This window comes from Pseudomonas sp. Pse35, from assembly GCF_024519715.1.
In the GTDB taxonomy this organism is placed as follows: domain Bacteria; phylum Pseudomonadota; class Gammaproteobacteria; order Pseudomonadales; family Pseudomonadaceae; genus Aquipseudomonas; species Aquipseudomonas paracarnis.
Genome location: NZ_JALJRP010000005.1, coordinates 228,946 through 246,314, shown reverse-complemented (window position 1 = coordinate 246,314; position 17,369 = coordinate 228,946). Strand labels below are relative to the sequence as shown.

Sequence of the window (17,369 nt, the reverse complement as noted above, 5' to 3'; positions counted from 1 at the left end):
AAAGCACATCAGGCGTGTGATCGTGTAGGAATTCGTTCGGAAGCTACTTATCTATTTGCGACGCGCTAAAAGGTGGCGATTTTGGCTGGGGTGTTCACTTTGTGAGCAATGATGCTCCTCTGTTCAGCTCGTTCCCACGCTCTGCGTGGGCATGCATCCTGTGACGCTCTGCGTCACCCATGGGCGGAGCGTCCGGGGCGGCATTCCCACGCGGAGCGTGGGAACGATCATGTCACTGACTCAACATTCAACCGCACTCACCGCCAACCCACCGCGTGATGTCTCTTTGTACTTGTCATGCATATCGGCCCCGGTATCACGCATGGTGCGGATCACCCGGTCCAACGAGATGAAGTGCTGGCCATCGCCCCGCAACGCCATTTGCGCCGCGTTGATCGCCTTCACCGCCGCAATTGCATTGCGCTCGATACACGGCACTTGCACCAGGCCGCCCACCGGGTCGCAGGTCAGGCCGAGGTTGTGTTCCAAGCCGATTTCGGCAGCGTTGCACAGTTGCTCCGGCGTGGCACCAAGGATCTCCGCCAGCCCGGCTGCGGCCATGGCACACGCGGAACCGACCTCGCCCTGGCAACCGACTTCGGCACCGGAGATCGAGGCGTTCTTTTTACACAGGATGCCCACCGCCGCCGCGCCCAACAGGTAGTCGACCACGTTGGCTTCGGTGACTTCTTCACTGAACTTCATGAAGTAGTGCAACACCGCCGGGATGATTCCCGCCGCGCCGTTGGTGGGCGCCGTGACCATGCGCCCACCGGCGGCGTTTTCTTCGTTGACCGCCAGGGCGAACAGGTTGACCCATTCCATGGCGCTCAAGGTCGAGCCGATCACATTGGGCTTGTTCAGCTCCTGCAAGCTGCGGTGCAACTTGGCAGCGCGACGGCGCACGTTCAAGCCGCCGGGCAGGATGCCTTCGTGCTTGAGGCCCTGCTCCACGCAATCTTGCATGGCGCGCCAGAGCTTCATCAGGCCGCTGCGGATTTCTTCTTCGCTGCGCCAGGTTTTTTCATTCGCCAGCATCAGTTCGGCAACGCGCAGGTTGTGGGTCTTGCACAACTGCAACAGCTCCACGGCACTGGAAAAGTCATAAGGCAGCTCGGTGCGGTCCATGTCCGCCACACCGCTTTGGGCCTGAGCTTCATCCACCACAAAACCGCCGCCCACCGAGTAATAGGTGTCGCGGTGCAACTCGCCGTTTTCGCCAAACACCACCAGGGTCATGGCATTGGGATGGAACGGCAGGTTCTCATCGAGCAGGCGCATATCCCGCGCCCACACAAAGGGCACCGGCAAACGCCCGTCCAGCAGCAGCGTGTCGGTTTCGCGCAGGGTGTGGATACGGGCGCCGATTTGCGTGGGGTCGATTGCGTCTGGCCACTCGCCCATCAGGCCCATGATGGTGGCGGTGTCGCTGCCGTGGCCGATGCCGGTGGCCGACAACGAGCCGTACAGTTGCACTTCGACACGCTGCACCTGTTCCAGCCACCCACGCTCACGCAACCCTTGAACGAACAACGCCGCGGCGCGCATGGGCCCCACGGTGTGGGAACTCGAAGGCCCGATGCCGATCTTGAACAGGTCGAAAACGCTGATAGCCATTAACGTGGAACTCCTCGATAAGCACGGGCCGGGCTTGAACGAGGTGCTACGCTCAGATCGCCCAGATGGCGGCATCATCAAGCTTTTATTCGTCATCACGGCGTCTCACACCGACGCACTCATGCTCACCAGCGGCGCTCGCGTGCGAACGCCAGTTTTGGCCGTTTTTTGCGGTGCAGAAGGGTAAAAACAGCAGTTTTACCTTCGGAAAAACCTGTAAGCGACGTCATCGGTACTGGATGCGACCCTCCCTGTACTGGATACGACGCCCCCTGTAGGCGTCAGATTTTCACTGGTACATGATCAGTCTCGACTCGTTTGCAAGGCACCGCGCCAGAGCTGTTGTCGCACGCTCCAACCGCAACACTTATAAAGCGCGGCGAATGCCGCCAGAAAAGACACAGGAGTCTACCCACATGAAAGGTTCACCCTCGTTGTTGTTGGCCGCCATGCTGAGTCTGCCAGTCGTGGCACACGCCGCAGAACCGGAACAGTGCAAGACCGTCAACTTCTCCGATGTCGGCTGGACCGACATCACCGTCACCACCGCGACCACCAGCGAGATCCTCAAGGGCCTGGGCTACAAGCCGCGCACCACGATGATTTCGGTACCTGTGACTTACAAGTCCCTGGCCGACGGCAAGAACATGGATATCTTCCTCGGCAACTGGATGCCGACCATGGAAAACGACATCAAGCAGTACCGTGATGCCGGCACCGTGGAAACCGTGCGCGCCAACCTGGAGAACGCCAAGTACACCCTGGCGGTCCCAGAGGCGCTGTATGAGAAGGGCCTGAAAGACTTCGCCGACATCGCCAAATTCAAGGATGAGCTGGGCGGCAAGATCTACGGCATCGAGCCGGGCAACGATGGCAATCGCACCATCCAGACGCTGATCGACAAAGATGCCTTCGGCCTGAAAACCGCCGGTTTCAAGGTGGTCGAATCCAGCGAAGCCGGCATGCTCTCCCAGGTCGAACGCGCCTCCAAGCGCAACCAGGCCATCGTGTTCCTCGGCTGGGAACCGCACCCGATGAACACTCGCTTCAAGATGAAGTACCTGACCGGCGGTGACGACTCGTTCGGCCCCAACTACGGCCAGGCCACCATCTACACCAACACCCGCAAAGGCTACACCCAGGAATGCAGCAACGTTGGTCAGTTGCTGAAAAACCTGGTGTTCACGCTCGACATGGAAAGCACCCTGATGGGTAACGTCCTGGACGACAAGATGAAGGCCGATGCTGCCGCCAAGGCCTGGCTGCAGAAGAACCCGCAAGTGCTCGACACCTGGCTCGCCGGTGTCACCACCGTTGATGGCAAACCAGGGCTCGATGCCGTTAAAGCTTACCTCGCCAAATAGCACCCGCTGACCCCAGGCCGGTGCGCTGGCCTGGGATGTTTTCCCCTTCGCATGTGGACATTCACTACCATGCTGACTGAACAGAAAATCCCACTAGGCCAGTACATCGCTGCCTTCGTCGACTGGTTGACCCAACACGGTGCCAACTACTTCGACGCAATCGCATCGACACTGGAAACGATGATCCACGGCGTGACGTTTGCGCTGACCTGGTTCAATCCACTGGCATTGATCGGTCTGATTGCGCTGCTGGCTCACTTTATTCAACGTAAATGGGGACTGACTGTTTTTGTCATCGCCTCCTTCCTGCTGATCCTCAACCTGGGGTACTGGCAGGAAACCATGGAAACCCTCGCGCAGGTGCTGTTCGCCACCCTGGTCTGCGTGGTCATCGGTGTGCCGCTGGGCATTGTTGCCGCGCATAAGCCGATGTTCTACACCATGATGCGGCCGGTACTCGATCTGATGCAGACCGTGCCGACCTTCGTCTACCTCATCCCTACCCTGACCCTCTTCGGGCTGGGTGTGGTGCCTGGGCTGATTTCCACGGTGGTGTTCGCGATTGCCGCGCCGATCCGCCTGACCTACCTGGGTATCCGCGATGTGCCGCAAGAGCTGATGGACGCCGGCAAGGCCTTTGGCTGCTCGCGCCGCCAGTTGCTCTCACGCATTGAACTGCCCCACGCCATGCCGAGCATCGCCGCCGGCATTACCCAATGCATCATGCTGTCGCTGTCGATGGTGGTGATCGCCGCCCTGGTAGGCGCCGACGGCCTCGGCAAGCCAGTGGTCAACGCACTCAACACTGCCGATATTGCGCTGGGCTTTGAAGCGGGCCTGGCCATTGTGTTGCTCGCCATCATGCTCGACCGTATCTGCAAACAACCCGACGCTAAAGTAGGGGGTGATGCATGAGCATTATCCGATTCGACAAAGTCGACGTGATCTTTTCCAAAGACCCACGCGAAGCGCTCAAGCTGCTGGACCAGGGCATGAGCCGTAACGAAATCCTGAAGAAGACCGGGCAGATCGTCGGCGTCGAGAACGCCAGCCTGGATATCGAGAAAGGCGAGATCTGTGTGCTGATGGGCCTCTCGGGCTCAGGCAAATCCAGCTTGCTGCGCTGCATCAACGGCCTCAATACCGTCAGCCGTGGCCAGCTGTTTGTGGAGCATGAAGGGCGTCAGATCGACATCGCCTCCTGCACCCCCGCCGAGCTGAAAATGATGCGCACCAAACGCATCGCCATGGTGTTCCAGAAGTTCGCCCTGATGCCATGGCTGACGGTGCGCGAGAACATCAGCTTCGGCCTGGAGATGCAGGGCCGCCCAGAGAAAGAACGACGCACACTGGTGGACGAGAAACTCGAACTGGTGGGCCTGAGCCAATGGCGCAACAAGAAGCCCGACGAGTTGTCCGGCGGTATGCAGCAGCGCGTCGGCCTGGCTCGCGCCCTGGCGATGGACGCCGATATCCTGCTGATGGACGAACCCTTCTCGGCCCTCGACCCGCTGATCCGCCAAGGCTTGCAAGATGAGCTACTGGAACTGCAACGCAAATTGAGCAAGACCATCGTGTTCGTCAGCCACGACCTGGATGAAGCACTCAAGCTCGGCAGCCGTATCGCGATCATGAAAGACGGCAAGATCATCCAGTACAGCGTGCCGGAAGAGATCGTGCTGAACCCGGCGGACGACTATGTGCGCACCTTCGTCGCCCATACCAACCCGTTGAACGTGCTGTGCGGGCGCAGCCTGATGCGCACCCTGGATAACTGCACGCGTGTGAATGGTTCGGTATGCCTTGATCCGGGTGGCGACTCTTGGCTGGACCTGGCTGAAGGCAACACCATCCAGGGCGCACGCCAGAATGGCGTGACGATGAACCTGCAGAACTGGGCGCCAGGGCAAGCCGTGGAAGGCTTGGGCCGCGTACCGACGTTGGTGGACTCGAACATCGGCATGCGCGATGCACTGCAGATTCGCTACCAGACAGGCAACAAGCTGGTGCTGCACGACAACAACAAGGTGGTGGGGATTTTGGGAGACAGTGAGCTCTACCACGCCCTGCTGGGCAAAAACCTGGGTTAAGGCAACCCTGCAAAACCTACTGGATCGTTCCCACGCTCTGCGTGGGAATGCACCCTGTGACGCTCCGCGTCACGACTTCAAGAGCGGGACGCGGAGCGTCCATGGCGGTGTTCCCACGCAGAGCGTGGGAACGATCATGTCAGGGAAGACACCACCAGGCTTCAATTATCAGCTATAGACCCGGCCAAGGAGCTGCCGATGGCTTTCAAACTGATCGAGCACATCCCGGGTGATCTGCTCCTGGGTGAAGCCCATCAGGTCATACTCCTGCGGCCCGTTGTGCAGGTACACCTCGGCACGGTAGTAACGGGTGCGCTCTTCTTCAGGCAGGTCAGCCGGTGCCGCCGAGTAGCCATCCAGGCTCACTTCGTAGACAAACGAGTTGCCCTCGTCCATCTCGATCCGCACGCCGATGCAGCGCTTGGATTTGCCCAGCAGGGTCTGCACTTCCAGGCCCTGATCACGCAACGCACTCGCGGCTTCTTCCAACGCCGGCGTTACGTGCTTGTCCATAAAGCGCTGCACGGTGGCCTGGCTCGGTTGCAGGTCCAGCGCCGTCAAGCGCTCGCTGAAACCACGACGCCCGCGTTCAGCCAATTGCGCTTGCTCCTGTTCGGTGGCCACGTCCTGGCGCATGGCCTTGTGCAAACCGAACATAAAGAACACCAGCACCACAGAGAACGGCAGCCCCGCCAGCACCACCATGGTTTGCATGGCTTCGAAGTTGCCGGCAAACAGCAGGCCGATGGTCACCAGGGTGATCACCGCCGACCAGAAGATACGCAACCAGTGCGGCGCATCTTCATCCACATTGCCGCCTTTGCAGGAAAGGTTGGCCATCATCACCGCGCCGGAATCCGCAGGCGTCAGGAACAGCACGAAGCCCACGAAGATCGACACGCCGATCACCACTTTCGACGCTGGGTAATGCTCAAGCAGCTGGTAGATGGCCATGGACGGTTGCTCCAGCGCCGTCTTGCCCAACTCCACCGCCCCATGGTTCAACACCAGGTCCAGGGCCGAGTTGCCGAAGATCGACAGCCACGCCAGGGTAAAGCCCAGCGGGATCAGCAATACGCCAGCCACCAGTTCGCGCACGGTGCGACCACGGGAAATACGCGCGATGAACATGCCCACAAATGGCGCCCAGGAAATCCACCAGGCCCAGTAGAACAGAGTCCACAGGCCCATCCAGCGTTCGGTCTTGGCACCGTCGCCTTCGTACACATACAGGTCGAAGGTTTTCAGCACGATACCGTTGAGGTAATCACCGGTGTTCTGCACCAGGCCATTGAGCAGGTGCAAGGTGGGGCCGAACAGCAGCACGAAGATCAGCAAACCGCTGAACAGCACGATGTTGAGGTTGGACAGGCGGCGAATACCGTTTTCCACACCCGACACGGCGGCAATGGTCGCCACGGTGCTCATCACGATGATCACGATCAGCAAATTGGTATTGCTGTGCTCCATGCCGAACAGGTTTTCCAGCCCCGACGACACTTGCATCGAGCCGATCCCCAGGTTGGTCACCAGGCCCAGCAGGGTCACAAACATGCCGAAACCGTCTACCGCATGGCCAGCCGCGCCCTTCACCCAACGCTCGCCCACCAGCGGGTACAGCGCCGAACGCAGTGCCAGCGGTTGGTTGTGGCGGTACGCAAAGTACGCCACGGCCAGGCCGACCAGCGCATAGATCGCCCAGCCGTGCAGGCCCCAGTGCAGGAAGGTCAGCTGCAGCGCCTGGCGTGCCGCGCCATTGCTGGCGGCAGCGCCTTCGGGCGGGTTGAAGTAATGGTCCAACGGCTCGGACGCACCGAAATACAACAGCGAGATGCCGATACCCGACGAGAACAACATGCCGGCCCAGGCGCCGTAGCTGAAGTCTGGGGTATCGTCCTTCGCACCCAGCTTAAGTTTCCCATAGGACGAAAACGCCAGGCCGACCACAAACACCAGGTAGGCGGCGATGACCACCATGTAGTACCAGCCAAAGCTTTTCGACAGCCAGGCCTGGGCTACGCCGAGCATGCGCCCGGCCTCCTGCGGGGCGACGATCAGAATGGCGGTCAACAATAAAATCAGCGCGGTGGAGGTGTAGAACACCCAACCGTTGACCCGGACCTTTTCCGGTGGGGTCTTTATAAGAGAGGCAGAACTCATGGCGCAGATGCTCCAGGCAGTGCGAGAGAGAAACACAAGGCAACGGTTATCCCGGGACATCGATTTTTCGGCAGTCGACGGACGGGTGTTATAAAGACACCCCAAAATTCTTGAGCCCGCCTAAGCGGTGATCAGGCTCTGAAGTGGCCTGTTTCAAGGGTTTTTGCAGGTGTCGAAGGTTGCAGCTCGCAGGTAGGAAATATCTGTAGGCAGCGACCATTTGTCGCAGATCTTATTCTTTGTTGATTGAACGTTCAATCAAAACAAAATAGACTGGCCCTCAAGCCGACGGACGTGGATCGCCCATCGGCAGGCCTAAGGAGAGGTGCTACATGCCCAAGGTCGGTATGCAACCCATACGCCGCCAGCAGTTGATCGAAGCCACGTTGACGGCCATCGATCGGGTCGGGATGGGAGATGCCAGCATTGCGCTGATCGCCCGTCTGGCCGGCGTCTCGAACGGCATCATCAGCCACTACTTTCAGGACAAGAACGGCCTGATCGCAGCGACGATGCGCTACCTGATGAATGCGCTGATCGAGAACGTGCAAGAGCGCAGGCGTGCCTTGAAGGATGACAGCCCACGGGCGCACCTTCAGGTGATCATCGAAGGCAACTTCGACGCCAGCCAGGTCAACGGCCCGGCAATGAAAACCTGGCTGGCCTTCTGGGCCACCAGCATGCACCACCCGTCATTGCACAGGTTGCAGCGGATCAACGATCACCGTCTGTATTCCAACCTGTGTTGCCAGTTCCGCCGTGCGATGCCGTTACCCGAGGCACGCAGCGCAGCCCGCGGGCTGGCGGCTTTGATCGACGGTTTGTGGTTGCGCGGCGCCCTGTCGGGAGACGCTTTCGACACGGAGCAGGCGCAGCGGATCGCTTACGAATACATGGATTTCCAATTGGCCAAGCAGGTGAGTTAGAGCCCTTATAAATGCTCAACCCCTGAACGTCCGCCGCTCAGTGTTGCCACACCCCCATGGCCCACTGTTCGGCGGGTAACGCCAACCACTTATGCACTTGCGAGGACTTTATGGCCCGTTTCGACCTGCAAAAACTCTACATTGACGGCGGCTACAGCGACGCTGGCAGCGATGCCACCTTCGAAGCCATCAACCCGGCTAACGGTGAAGTTCTCGCCCAAGTGCAACGCGCCACCAAAGACGACGTTGAACGTGCCGTGGCCAGCGCTGAAAAAGGCCAGAAAATCTGGGCCGCCATGACCGCCATGGAACGTTCGCGCATCCTGCGCCGTGCCGTGGACATCCTGCGCGAGCGCAACGATGAACTGGCCGCCCTGGAAACCCTGGACACCGGTAAAGCCTTCTCCGAAACCAAGTACGTCGACATCGTCACCGGCGCTGACGTGCTGGAATACTACGCCGGCCTGGTACCTGCCATCGAAGGCGAGCAGATCCCACTGCGCGACACCTCGTTTGTCTACACCCGCCGCGAGCCGCTGGGCGTGGTTGCCGGTATCGGCGCGTGGAACTACCCGATCCAGATCGCCCTGTGGAAATCCGCACCGGCCCTGGCTGCCGGTAACGCGATGATCTTCAAGCCAAGCGAAGTCACCTCGCTGACCACCCTGAAACTGGCCGAGATCTACACCGAGGCTGGCGTTCCAGCGGGCGTGTTCAACGTACTGACCGGCAGCGGCCGTGAAGTCGGCACCTGGCTGACCGAGCACCCGCGCATTGAGAAAGTCTCCTTCACCGGCGGCACCGACACCGGCAAGAAAGTCATGGCCAGCGCGTCGAGCTCCTCGCTCAAGGACGTGACCATGGAGCTGGGCGGCAAGTCCCCGCTGATCATTTTCGACGACGCCGACCTCGACCGCGCCGCCGACACCGCCATGATGGCCAACTTCTACAGCTCCGGTCAGGTCTGCACCAACGGCACCCGCGTGTTCGTGCCCAAGCACCTGCAAGCCGCGTTCGAAGCCAAGATCGTCGAGCGTGTGGCGCGTATTCGCATCGGCAACCCGGAAGACGAAAACACCAACTTCGGCCCGCTGGTCAGCTTCGCCCACATGGAAAGCGTGCTGGGCTACATCGCCAAAGGCAAAGAGCAAGGCGCCCGCCTGCTGTGCGGCGGCGACCGCCTGACCGAGGGTGACTTCGCCAAAGGCGCCTTCGTGGCCCCGACCGTGTTCACCGACTGCACCGATGACATGGTGATCGTGCGTGAAGAAATCTTCGGCCCGGTGATGAGCATCCTCACCTACGAGACCGAAGAAGAAGTGATCCGCCGTGCCAACGACACCGACTTCGGCCTGGCCGCTGGCCTGGTGACCAAGGACCTGAACCGCGCCCACCGCGTGATTCATCAGTTGGAAGCCGGTATCTGCTGGATCAACGCCTGGGGCGAGTCCGACGCGAAGATGCCGGTTGGCGGCTACAAGCAGTCGGGGGTGGGCCGTGAGAACGGGATCAGCTCGCTGAACAACTTCACCCGCATCAAATCGGTACAGGTTGAGTTGGGCGATTACGCCTCGGTGTTCTAACACCTTATGGGCCTGGAATGCTCCTCTGTGGCGAGGGAGCTTGCTCCCGCTGGGCTGCGAAGCAGCCCCATTCCAGACCCAGTAGTTCTTTCAGACAGAACTCGAGCGCTGATTTTGCGACTGCTGACGGGAGCAAGCTCCCTCGCCACAAAAGCAGCCTGAACCCATTTTACGAGGGTACATTCATGTCCCAAGAATACGATTACATCATTGTGGGTGCCGGCTCTGCCGGTAACACCCTGGCGACCCGTCTGACCGAAGACGAAGGCGTCACTGTTTTGCTGCTGGAGGCCGGTGGCCCGGACTACCGCCTCGACTTCCGCACCCAGATGCCAGCCGCCCTGGCTTTCCCGCTGCAAGGCCGCCGCTACAACTGGGCCTACGAAACCGATCCAGAGCCACACATGGACGGCCGCCGGATGGAATGCGGGCGCGGCAAGGGCCTGGGTGGTTCTTCCCTGATCAACGGCATGTGCTACATCCGCGGCAACGCCATGGACTACGACAACTGGTCGAAGCTGCCGGGCCTGGAAGACTGGACCTACCTGGACTGCCTGCCGTATTTCCGCAAAGCCGAAACCCGCGACATCGGCCCCAACGATTGGCACGGTGGCGACGGCCCGGTCAGCGTGACCACGCCGAAAGCGGGCAACAACCCGCTGTTCCACGCCATGGTTGAAGCGGGCGTACAGGCCGGTTACCCACGTACCGAAGATTTGAACGGCTACCAGCAAGAAGGCTTCGGCCCGATGGACCGTACTGTCACGCCGAACGGCCGTCGCGCCAGCACCGCACGCGGCTACCTGGACACGGCTAAAAAGCGCTCGACCCTGACCATCGTCACCCATGCCCTCACCGACAAAGTCTTGTTCGAAGGCAAGCGTGCGGTCGGCGTGCGTTACCTGATCGGCGCTGCCGAAGAACGCGTTGAAGCCCGTGCGCGCAAAGAAGTGCTGGTGTGCAGTGGCGCAATCGCTTCGCCGCAACTGCTGCAACGCTCCGGTGTCGGCCCGGCCAAACTGCTGGAAAGCCTCGACATCCCGGTGGTTCACGACCTGCCTGGCGTGGGTGAAAACCTGCAGGACCACCTTGAGCTGTACCTGCAATACGCGTGCACCCAGCCAGTGTCGCTGTACCCCTCGCTGCTCTGGTACAACCAGCCGGCGATTGGTGCCGAATGGCTGTTCAACGGCACCGGCATCGGCGCCAGCAACCAGTTCGAAGCGGGCGGTTTTATCCGTACCCGTGAAGAGTTCGAGTGGCCAAACATCCAGTACCACTTCCTGCCGGTAGCGATTAACTACAACGGCAGCAACGGTGTGAAAGAGCACGGTTTCCAGGCGCACATGGGCTCCATGCGTTCGCCAAGCCGTGGCCGTATCCAGCTGAAGTCGAAGAACCCACGGGACTACCCGAGCATCCTCTTCAACTACATGGCCACCGAGCAGGACTGGCAGGAGTTCCGCGATGGCATCCGCCTGACCCGTGAAATCATGCAGCAGCCGGCACTGGACCCGTACCGTGGCCGCGAAATCAGCCCCGGCATTGAAGTGCAAACCGATGAACAGTTGGACAAGTTCATCCGCGAGCACGCCGAGACCGCGTTCCACCCGTCCTGCTCGTGCAAGATGGGCACCGACGAGATGGCCGTAGTCGATGGCGAAGGCCGCGTGCATGGCATGCAGGGCTTGCGTGTGGTCGATGCCTCGATCATGCCGATCATCACCACCGGCAACCTGAACGCGCCAACGATCATGATCGCCGAGAAAATCGCCGACAAGATCCGTGGCCGCAAGCCACTGCCGCGCAGCACCGCTGACTACTACGTAGCAGGCGATGCGCCGGTGCGTGGCAAGCCGATGCGTGAAGTAGGGCCATTGGCGCAGTAACCGAAACACCCCAGTGATTGATCGTTCCCACGCTCCGCGTGGGAACGCATCCTGTGATGCTCTGCGTCACGCCCTTCAAGAGCGGACGCAGAGCGTCCAGGGTGGCATTCCCACGCAGAGCGTGGGAACGATCACACAACAAAACCTCCCTTGATCAGCTCCCCGCCCAGGCCTACTCTGTTCGCCTGCCCGCGCCGAGCCGCCCACAAGGAAGGCCCCATGTTCGAACACCACGCCACGCTCAAGAAACACTTCGGTGCCCTGCGCACCACCGCCGAATTTTTCTCCCTGCGCTACGTGCGCGAATCCGGTCAGTACCTGTCAGTACGCAAGAACGTCGCCGAGCCGCCTCACCTGGGCCATGACGAAGGCGCCATGCTTACCGTGCGTCTCAACGGCGTGGAAGCCTACGCCGCGACCAACGACATTTCCCTTGCCGGCCTGCAAGCCGCCCTTGAGCGCGCTGAACAGCAAGCCCGGTTGATCAAGCCTCACGCCCTGCTCGACCTGCACCAGCAGCCAGTGTCCAGCGACGTCGCCGACTACCTGTCGCCCGACCTCGACCAGCCCTTCCCATCCCTGAGCGACTGCTACCAATTGCTCGGCGATGAGTCCGCCGCCGTGCCCAAGGATGAGCGCCTGGTGAGCTGGGAAGTCAGCCTGGGGACCACGCGGGTTGAACAGATCTATCTCAACAGCGCTGGCGCGCAATTGCGTCAGGCCCAGCGCTTTGTCTTTCCGGGCCTGAGTGTGACCGCCTTCGACGGCAACGACAGCCAGACCCGTACCCTGGGCGGTACCAACTTCGGCCAGCAAGGCAGTGCCGGGGTGATCCAGCGTTTTGGCCTGGTGGGCGCCGCCCGCAAGGTGGCCGACGAAGCCCTGCAATTGCTGCTCGCACCGAATACGCCCCACGGCCCGCGTGACCTGCTGCTGATGCCCGACCAAATGATCCTGCAGATCCACGAGTCGATCGGCCATCCGCTGGAGCTGGATCGCATCCTTGGTGACGAGCGCAATTACGCCGGCACCAGTTTTGTGAAAGCCAGCGACTTCGGCCACCTGCAATATGGCTCACCGCTGCTCAACGTCACCTTCGACCCGGACATCCCCGAACAGCTTGCCAGCTACGCTCATGACGACGACGGCACGCCTGCCAGCAAGCAATTTCTGATTCGCGAAGGCCTGCTGCTCAAGCCCTTGGGCGGGGCCTTATCGCAATTTCGCGCCAACCTGCCAGGCGTCGCCAACAGCCGCGCCTGCAGCTGGAACCGTGCGCCCATCGACCGCATGGCCAACCTGAATATCGAACCTGGGGATAAAAGCCTCGCGCAATTGGTGGGCGGCATTGAGAGCGGCATCCTGATGTCGACCAACCGTTCGTGGTCCATCGACGATGCGCGCAACAAGTTCCAGTTCGGCTGCGAGTGGGGCCAGTTGATCGAAAACGGCGAACTCAAGGGCGTGGTGAAGAACCCCAACTACCGCGCGATTTCCGCGCAGTTCTGGCGCAAGCTCAGCGCGGTAGGCGACGCCAGCACCTTCAAGGTCTTGGGCACGCCGAACTGCGGCAAGGGCGAACCCAACCAGGTGATCCGTGTCGGCCATGCGTCGCCGGCCTGTGTATTCAGCAATGTCGATGTATTTGGGGGAGATGCCTGATGAACCACTTCAAGGCTCTGGTGGATTGGCTCAAGCAGGCGGTCACCGATCAAGAACACTTTCAACTCGGCTACGCGGATGAAACGTCCGAGTTCGTGCGCTTCAACCACGCGCAGGTACGCCAGGCGGGCCAGGTACAGCAGGCCAGCCTGAACCTCAAGCTGATCAACGATGGGCGCCACGCCGACCTGGGTATCACCCTTTCCGGCGAGGCGCAGTTGGATCGCCAGCGCCTGGCGAATGGCCTGCAACAACTGCGCGAGACCTTGCCGCTGTTGCCGCCTGACCCGTACCTGCTGCTGAACCCCGACGCCTGGCACAGCCATAACGAACAGCTGCGCCCGCTGCCGGAACTGGCCCAAGTGCTGGACGACATCAGCCAGGCCGCCGATGGCGTGGACCTGGTTGGCTTCTACGCCGCCGGCCCGATCAGCCGTGGTTTCGCCAGCTCATCGGGGGCGTTCGGCTGGCACCGGGCTAACAGCTTCAATTTCGACTTCAGCCTGTTCCACGCCAATGGCGAAGCGGTAAAAGCCAGCTACGCCGGGCACACCTGGAACAGCGCCGAGTTCGCCGCCCGTTTCCAACAGGCCCGTGAGCAACTGGCGTTTCTCGGTCGCCCGCTCCACACCCTGGCGCCCGGCCAATACCGCGCCTACCTTGCGCCGGCAGCGCTGGAAGAAATCATCAGCATCATCACCTGGGGTGGTTTTTCGGCCCAGGCCATCGCGAGCAAAGGCAGTTCGTTGCAACGCCTGTACACGGGTGATCAGTCATTGAGCCCGCTGGTGACGGTGGATGAGCAGATCAGCGGCTCCCTGAGCCAGGCGTTTTCCACTGAAGGCTACCCGCGTGAGGATGTCACCCTGATCAACGCAGGCAAGGCCGAGGGCCAGTTGGTCAACTCGCGCAGCGCCGCCGAATACGGCTTGAGCACCAACGGCGCCAGCAGCGACGAGTCGCCCAGCGCCCTGCAAATGGCGGCCGGCAGCCTGGCCCAGGCCGATATTCTCAAGCAGTTGGGCACCGGTCTGTATATCAGCAACCTCTGGTACCTGAACTACTCCGACCTGCCGGCAGCGCGCCTGACCGGCATGACGCGCTTTGCGACCTTCTGGGTGGAAAACGGCGAGATCAAGGCGCCGGTCAGCACCATGCGCTTTGATGACAGTGTCTATCAGTTGCTCGGTTCGCAATTGGAAGCGCTGACCGCTGATCGGGAGCTGCTGTTGTCGGCCAGTACCTATGACCAGCGCAACACCGCTTCCAACCTGTTGCCAGGCGCTTTGGTAAACCGTTTGACGCTGACTTTATAAACTGTAGGAGCGAGCTTGCTCGCGAAGAACGTACAGACACCGCGGGCTGGCTGTCAGCGCTGCGTTATCGTTGTCGTTTTTCGCGAGCAAGCTCGCTCCTACAGTTCAATAACCTGCGCTGCGACGAAACTTCTATCCCGCCTACTTTGGCCGTTCGGCATGTTGTCGCTCTGCTTATTCCTCGTTATAACGGTTAATGGCTTCTCGCCACCCCTGCCCACGAGAGCATAACCTTGCCCGGGAAAGGCAAGCTGGAGCGTTGACATGAACCATGGAAGTTTCGTCATAGAAAAACTGTACAAGCACTACAACGTTCACGTAGAGCAACTGGGTAACGACCCGCATAGAAAAACCGTACTGATGGTCAATGGCGCGTTGTCCACCACGCGCTCCTTTGCCCGCACCAGCAAATGCCTGGCCGAGCACTTCAATGTGCTGCTGTTCGACTTGCCATTCTCTGGCTTGTCACGCGAGCACAACACCGACCTCGAACTGGTCACCAAGGACGACGAGGTGCAAATCCTGCGTGCCTTGGTAGCGCGCTTTGCGGTCAACCATCTGGTTTCGGCCTCATGGGGCGGCATCTCCACGCTGTTGACCCTGGCGCACAACCCGCCCTCCATCGAAAGCTCGGTGGTGATGGCCCTGGCGCCCAACCTCAACCAGGCGATGCTGGAATATGTCGAGCGCGTGCGTGTGCTGATCGAGGCCGATGACAAGTCGGCGGTCGGCCATCTGCTCAACGAAACGGTTGGCAAATACCTGTCGCCGCGCCTCAAGCGCAACAACCATCGACACCTGTCGACCATGGCCACTACCGAATACCGCCAGGCGCGCTTTCATATCCATCAGGTGCTGGGCTTGGGCGATGGCAACTACTTGCCGGCACTGCGGCAGATTGAAACACCGGTGCACTTTCTCAACGGCGCGCTGGACGAATACACGCCGGCCGACGAAGCCCAGCTGTTCAAACACTACGTAGGCCGCAGCAGCTTTGCGGTGGCCGAACACACCGGCCATCTGCTGGACCTGGAGTCCCGCGAAGCCGCGCTGGCAGTGCATCGGGCGTTGCTGGACTTCCTGGTGGGCGAGCAGGTGACATTGTCAGATATAGACGAACCGCCAGTGGGAAAAGCGGCGACGGATGGCGCATAATCGCCAACACATAGCCTGCTAATTAAAAGGGATCCCATGCCGAATCGTGCCCCTCTCGATGCCAAGACCGCCCGCTGGCTCCCCTGGGTGGTAGCGATTGCCTTCTTCATGCAGTCGCTGGACGGGACGATTCTCAACACCGCGCTACCAGCCATGGCGCAAGACCTCGCGGAAAACCCGCTGCGCATGCAAGGCGTGGTGATCGCCTACATGCTCACCGTCGCCTTGCTGATTCCGGCGTCGGGCTGGATCGCTGACCGCTTTGGCACCAAGAAGATTTTCTTTGGCGCGATCATGCTGTTCAGCATCGGGTCGCTGCTGTGTGCGCTGTCCAGTAGCTTGAGCATGCTGGTGGGCGCACGGGTGATCCAGGGCCTGGGCGGTGCGCTGATGCTGCCGGTCGGGCGACTGGTGGTACTACGGGCTTATCCACGCTCCGAGCTGGTGCGGATCATGGGCTTCATCACTATTCCAGGCCTGCTCGGCCCCTTGCTTGGCCCGACAATGGGCGGCTGGATGGTGCAATACCTGACCTGGCACTGGATCTTCCTGATCAACCTGCCGGTGGGCATGATCGGTTGCTACGCCGTGTGGAAATTCATCCCCGACCTGCGCGGCAGCGAGCGCACGCGCTTCGACGGCCTGGGCTTTCTGCTGTTCGGCGCGGCGATGGTGCTGATCACCATCGCCATGGAAGGCCTGGGCGAACTGCACCTGCCGCATCTGCGCGTGATATTGCTGCTGTTCGGCGGGTTTGCCTGCCTGGCGGCGTACTGGCTGCGCGCCGGGCATATCGATAACCCGCTGTTCTCGCCGGTGCTGTTCAAGACGCGCACCTTTGCCGTGGGGATCCTGGGCAATCTGTTTGCGCGCCTGGGCAGCGGCGCATTGCCGTTCCTGGTACCGCTGCTGCTGCAGGTGGCGCTGGGCTATTCGCCGTCGGAAGCCGGCATGAGCATGTTGCCACTGGCGGCGGCGGCGATGTTCGCCAAGTCCATCGCACGCCCGCTTATCGAGCGCCTCGGCTACCGCATCGTCCTGACCGGCAACACCCTGGCCCTGGGCCTGATGCTGGCGAGCATGGGCCTGGTCAGCGAACAAACGCCCTACCCGCTGCTATTGGCCATGCTGGCGGTACTGGGGGCCATCAACTCCCTGCAATTTACCGCCATGAACACTGTCACCCTGATCGACCTCGACGACGCCCAGGCCAGCAGTGGCAACAGTTTGCTGTCGGTGGTGGCGCAATTGTCCCTGAGCCTGGGCGTGGCCTGTGCCGGTGCATTGCTCGGCGGCTTTACCGCCGAAGCCGGCAATGACGGGGTCAATACCGTGCTGGGCGCCTTCCAACTGACCTTCCTCACCGTGGGCCTCATGGCGATGCTGGCGGCGGCGATCTTCCTGCAACTGTCGCCCAAGGACGGCAAACGGGTGGTCAGCCGCGAGCACGATATCGAGCATTGAAGCAGCTGCAAGCTTCAAGTTGTAAGCCTCAAGCTTGCGGCTTGCAGCTGATAACTTGCCGCGCCCCCCTACTCCTCGTCGAGAACATACAAAGAAACCCAAGGGGGCCTGTTACACTGCGCGACATTTTGTTTTGCAGAGCC

The 17,369-nt window shown here is 60.9% G+C and carries 12 protein-coding genes; 10 read left to right on the top strand and 2 right to left on the bottom strand.

Annotation, left to right across the window (positions count from 1 at the left end; translation table 11 throughout):
* Positions 1-240: 240 nt before the first annotated feature.
* Complete coding sequence (locus OC445_RS06860) at positions 241-1,617, bottom strand: L-serine ammonia-lyase (RefSeq protein ID WP_014720257.1); 1,377 nt, start codon at positions 1,615-1,617, stop codon at positions 241-243.
* A gap of 416 nt (positions 1,618-2,033) precedes the next feature.
* Here OC445_RS06860 and OC445_RS06855 point away from each other — a divergent pair, with 416 nt between their 5' ends.
* From OC445_RS06855 to choV, 3 genes are all read left to right on the top strand, one after another.
* A complete protein-coding gene (locus OC445_RS06855) occupies positions 2,034-2,981 on the top strand; it encodes a choline ABC transporter substrate-binding protein (protein WP_034128893.1) in 948 nt (315 codons plus the stop codon).
* Positions 2,982-3,050: 69 nt separating this feature from the next.
* Positions 3,051-3,896, top strand: a complete 846-nt coding sequence (choW, locus tag OC445_RS06850; RefSeq protein WP_003194913.1) for a choline ABC transporter permease subunit — start codon at positions 3,051-3,053, stop codon at positions 3,894-3,896.
* Positions 3,893-5,071 carry a choline ABC transporter ATP-binding protein gene (choV, locus tag OC445_RS06845; protein ID WP_054922367.1) on the top strand — a complete coding sequence of 393 codons (1,179 nt, stop codon included), beginning with the start codon at positions 3,893-3,895 and terminating at the stop codon, positions 5,069-5,071. The genes choW and choV overlap by 4 nt, the downstream gene beginning before the upstream one ends.
* A gap of 168 nt (positions 5,072-5,239) precedes the next feature.
* Here choV and OC445_RS06840 read toward each other — a convergent pair whose 3' ends face one another.
* Entirely contained in the window at positions 5,240-7,174 is a 1,935-nt protein-coding gene (locus OC445_RS06840) for a BCCT family transporter (protein WP_262020030.1), read from the bottom strand.
* 389 nt (positions 7,175-7,563) lie between these two features.
* On the opposite strand from OC445_RS06840, the gene betI reads away from it, so the two are divergent.
* From betI to mdtD, 7 genes are all read left to right on the top strand, one after another.
* Positions 7,564-8,157, top strand: a complete 594-nt coding sequence (gene betI / locus OC445_RS06835; protein WP_054898188.1) for a transcriptional regulator BetI — start codon at positions 7,564-7,566, stop codon at positions 8,155-8,157.
* A gap of 110 nt (positions 8,158-8,267) precedes the next feature.
* Positions 8,268-9,740 carry a betaine-aldehyde dehydrogenase gene (betB, locus tag OC445_RS06830; protein ID WP_054922365.1) on the top strand — a complete coding sequence of 491 codons (1,473 nt, stop codon included), beginning with the start codon at positions 8,268-8,270 and terminating at the stop codon, positions 9,738-9,740.
* Positions 9,741-9,925: 185 nt separating this feature from the next.
* A complete protein-coding gene (gene betA / locus OC445_RS06825; protein ID WP_054898187.1) occupies positions 9,926-11,629 on the top strand; it encodes a choline dehydrogenase in 1,704 nt (567 codons plus the stop codon).
* 219 nt (positions 11,630-11,848) lie between these two features.
* Positions 11,849-13,291, top strand: a complete 1,443-nt coding sequence (locus OC445_RS06820; protein ID WP_054922362.1) for a TldD/PmbA family protein — start codon at positions 11,849-11,851, stop codon at positions 13,289-13,291.
* Positions 13,291-14,607 carry a TldD/PmbA family protein gene (locus OC445_RS06815; RefSeq protein ID WP_198790992.1) on the top strand — a complete coding sequence of 439 codons (1,317 nt, stop codon included), beginning with the start codon at positions 13,291-13,293 and terminating at the stop codon, positions 14,605-14,607. Before OC445_RS06820 ends, OC445_RS06815 begins: the two co-directional genes overlap by 1 nt.
* A 264-nt stretch (positions 14,608-14,871) precedes the next feature.
* Positions 14,872-15,762 (top strand): alpha/beta fold hydrolase, encoded by an 891-nt coding sequence (locus tag OC445_RS06810; protein ID WP_198790991.1) that lies wholly within the window; start codon positions 14,872-14,874, stop codon positions 15,760-15,762.
* A 36-nt stretch (positions 15,763-15,798) separates the two neighbouring features.
* Positions 15,799-17,226, top strand: coding sequence for a multidrug transporter subunit MdtD (mdtD, locus tag OC445_RS06805; protein ID WP_034128900.1), 1,428 nt, complete (start codon positions 15,799-15,801; stop codon positions 17,224-17,226).
* Positions 17,227-17,369: the final 143 nt, after the last annotated feature.

What these genes read in the sequence shown, in the direction of transcription:
- choV (WP_054922367.1), top strand. Translation starts at nt 3,893, where the DNA reads ATGAGCATTATCCGATTCGACAAAGTCGACGTGATCTTTTCCAAAGAC.
- mdtD (WP_034128900.1), top strand. Translation starts at nt 15,799, where the DNA reads ATGCCGAATCGTGCCCCTCTCGATGCCAAGACCGCCCGCTGGCTCCCC.
- betI (WP_054898188.1), top strand. Translation starts at nt 7,564, where the DNA reads ATGCCCAAGGTCGGTATGCAACCCATACGCCGCCAGCAGTTGATCGAA.
- OC445_RS06820 (WP_054922362.1), top strand. Translation starts at nt 11,849, where the DNA reads ATGTTCGAACACCACGCCACGCTCAAGAAACACTTCGGTGCCCTGCGC.
- betB (WP_054922365.1), top strand. Translation starts at nt 8,268, where the DNA reads ATGGCCCGTTTCGACCTGCAAAAACTCTACATTGACGGCGGCTACAGC.
- OC445_RS06860 (WP_014720257.1), bottom strand. Translation starts at nt 1,617, where the DNA reads ATGGCTATCAGCGTTTTCGACCTGTTCAAGATCGGCATCGGGCCTTCG.
- OC445_RS06855 (WP_034128893.1), top strand. Translation starts at nt 2,034, where the DNA reads ATGAAAGGTTCACCCTCGTTGTTGTTGGCCGCCATGCTGAGTCTGCCA.
- OC445_RS06815 (WP_198790992.1), top strand. Translation starts at nt 13,291, where the DNA reads ATGAACCACTTCAAGGCTCTGGTGGATTGGCTCAAGCAGGCGGTCACC.
- betA (WP_054898187.1), top strand. Translation starts at nt 9,926, where the DNA reads ATGTCCCAAGAATACGATTACATCATTGTGGGTGCCGGCTCTGCCGGT.
- OC445_RS06810 (WP_198790991.1), top strand. Translation starts at nt 14,872, where the DNA reads ATGAACCATGGAAGTTTCGTCATAGAAAAACTGTACAAGCACTACAAC.
- choW (WP_003194913.1), top strand. Translation starts at nt 3,051, where the DNA reads ATGCTGACTGAACAGAAAATCCCACTAGGCCAGTACATCGCTGCCTTC.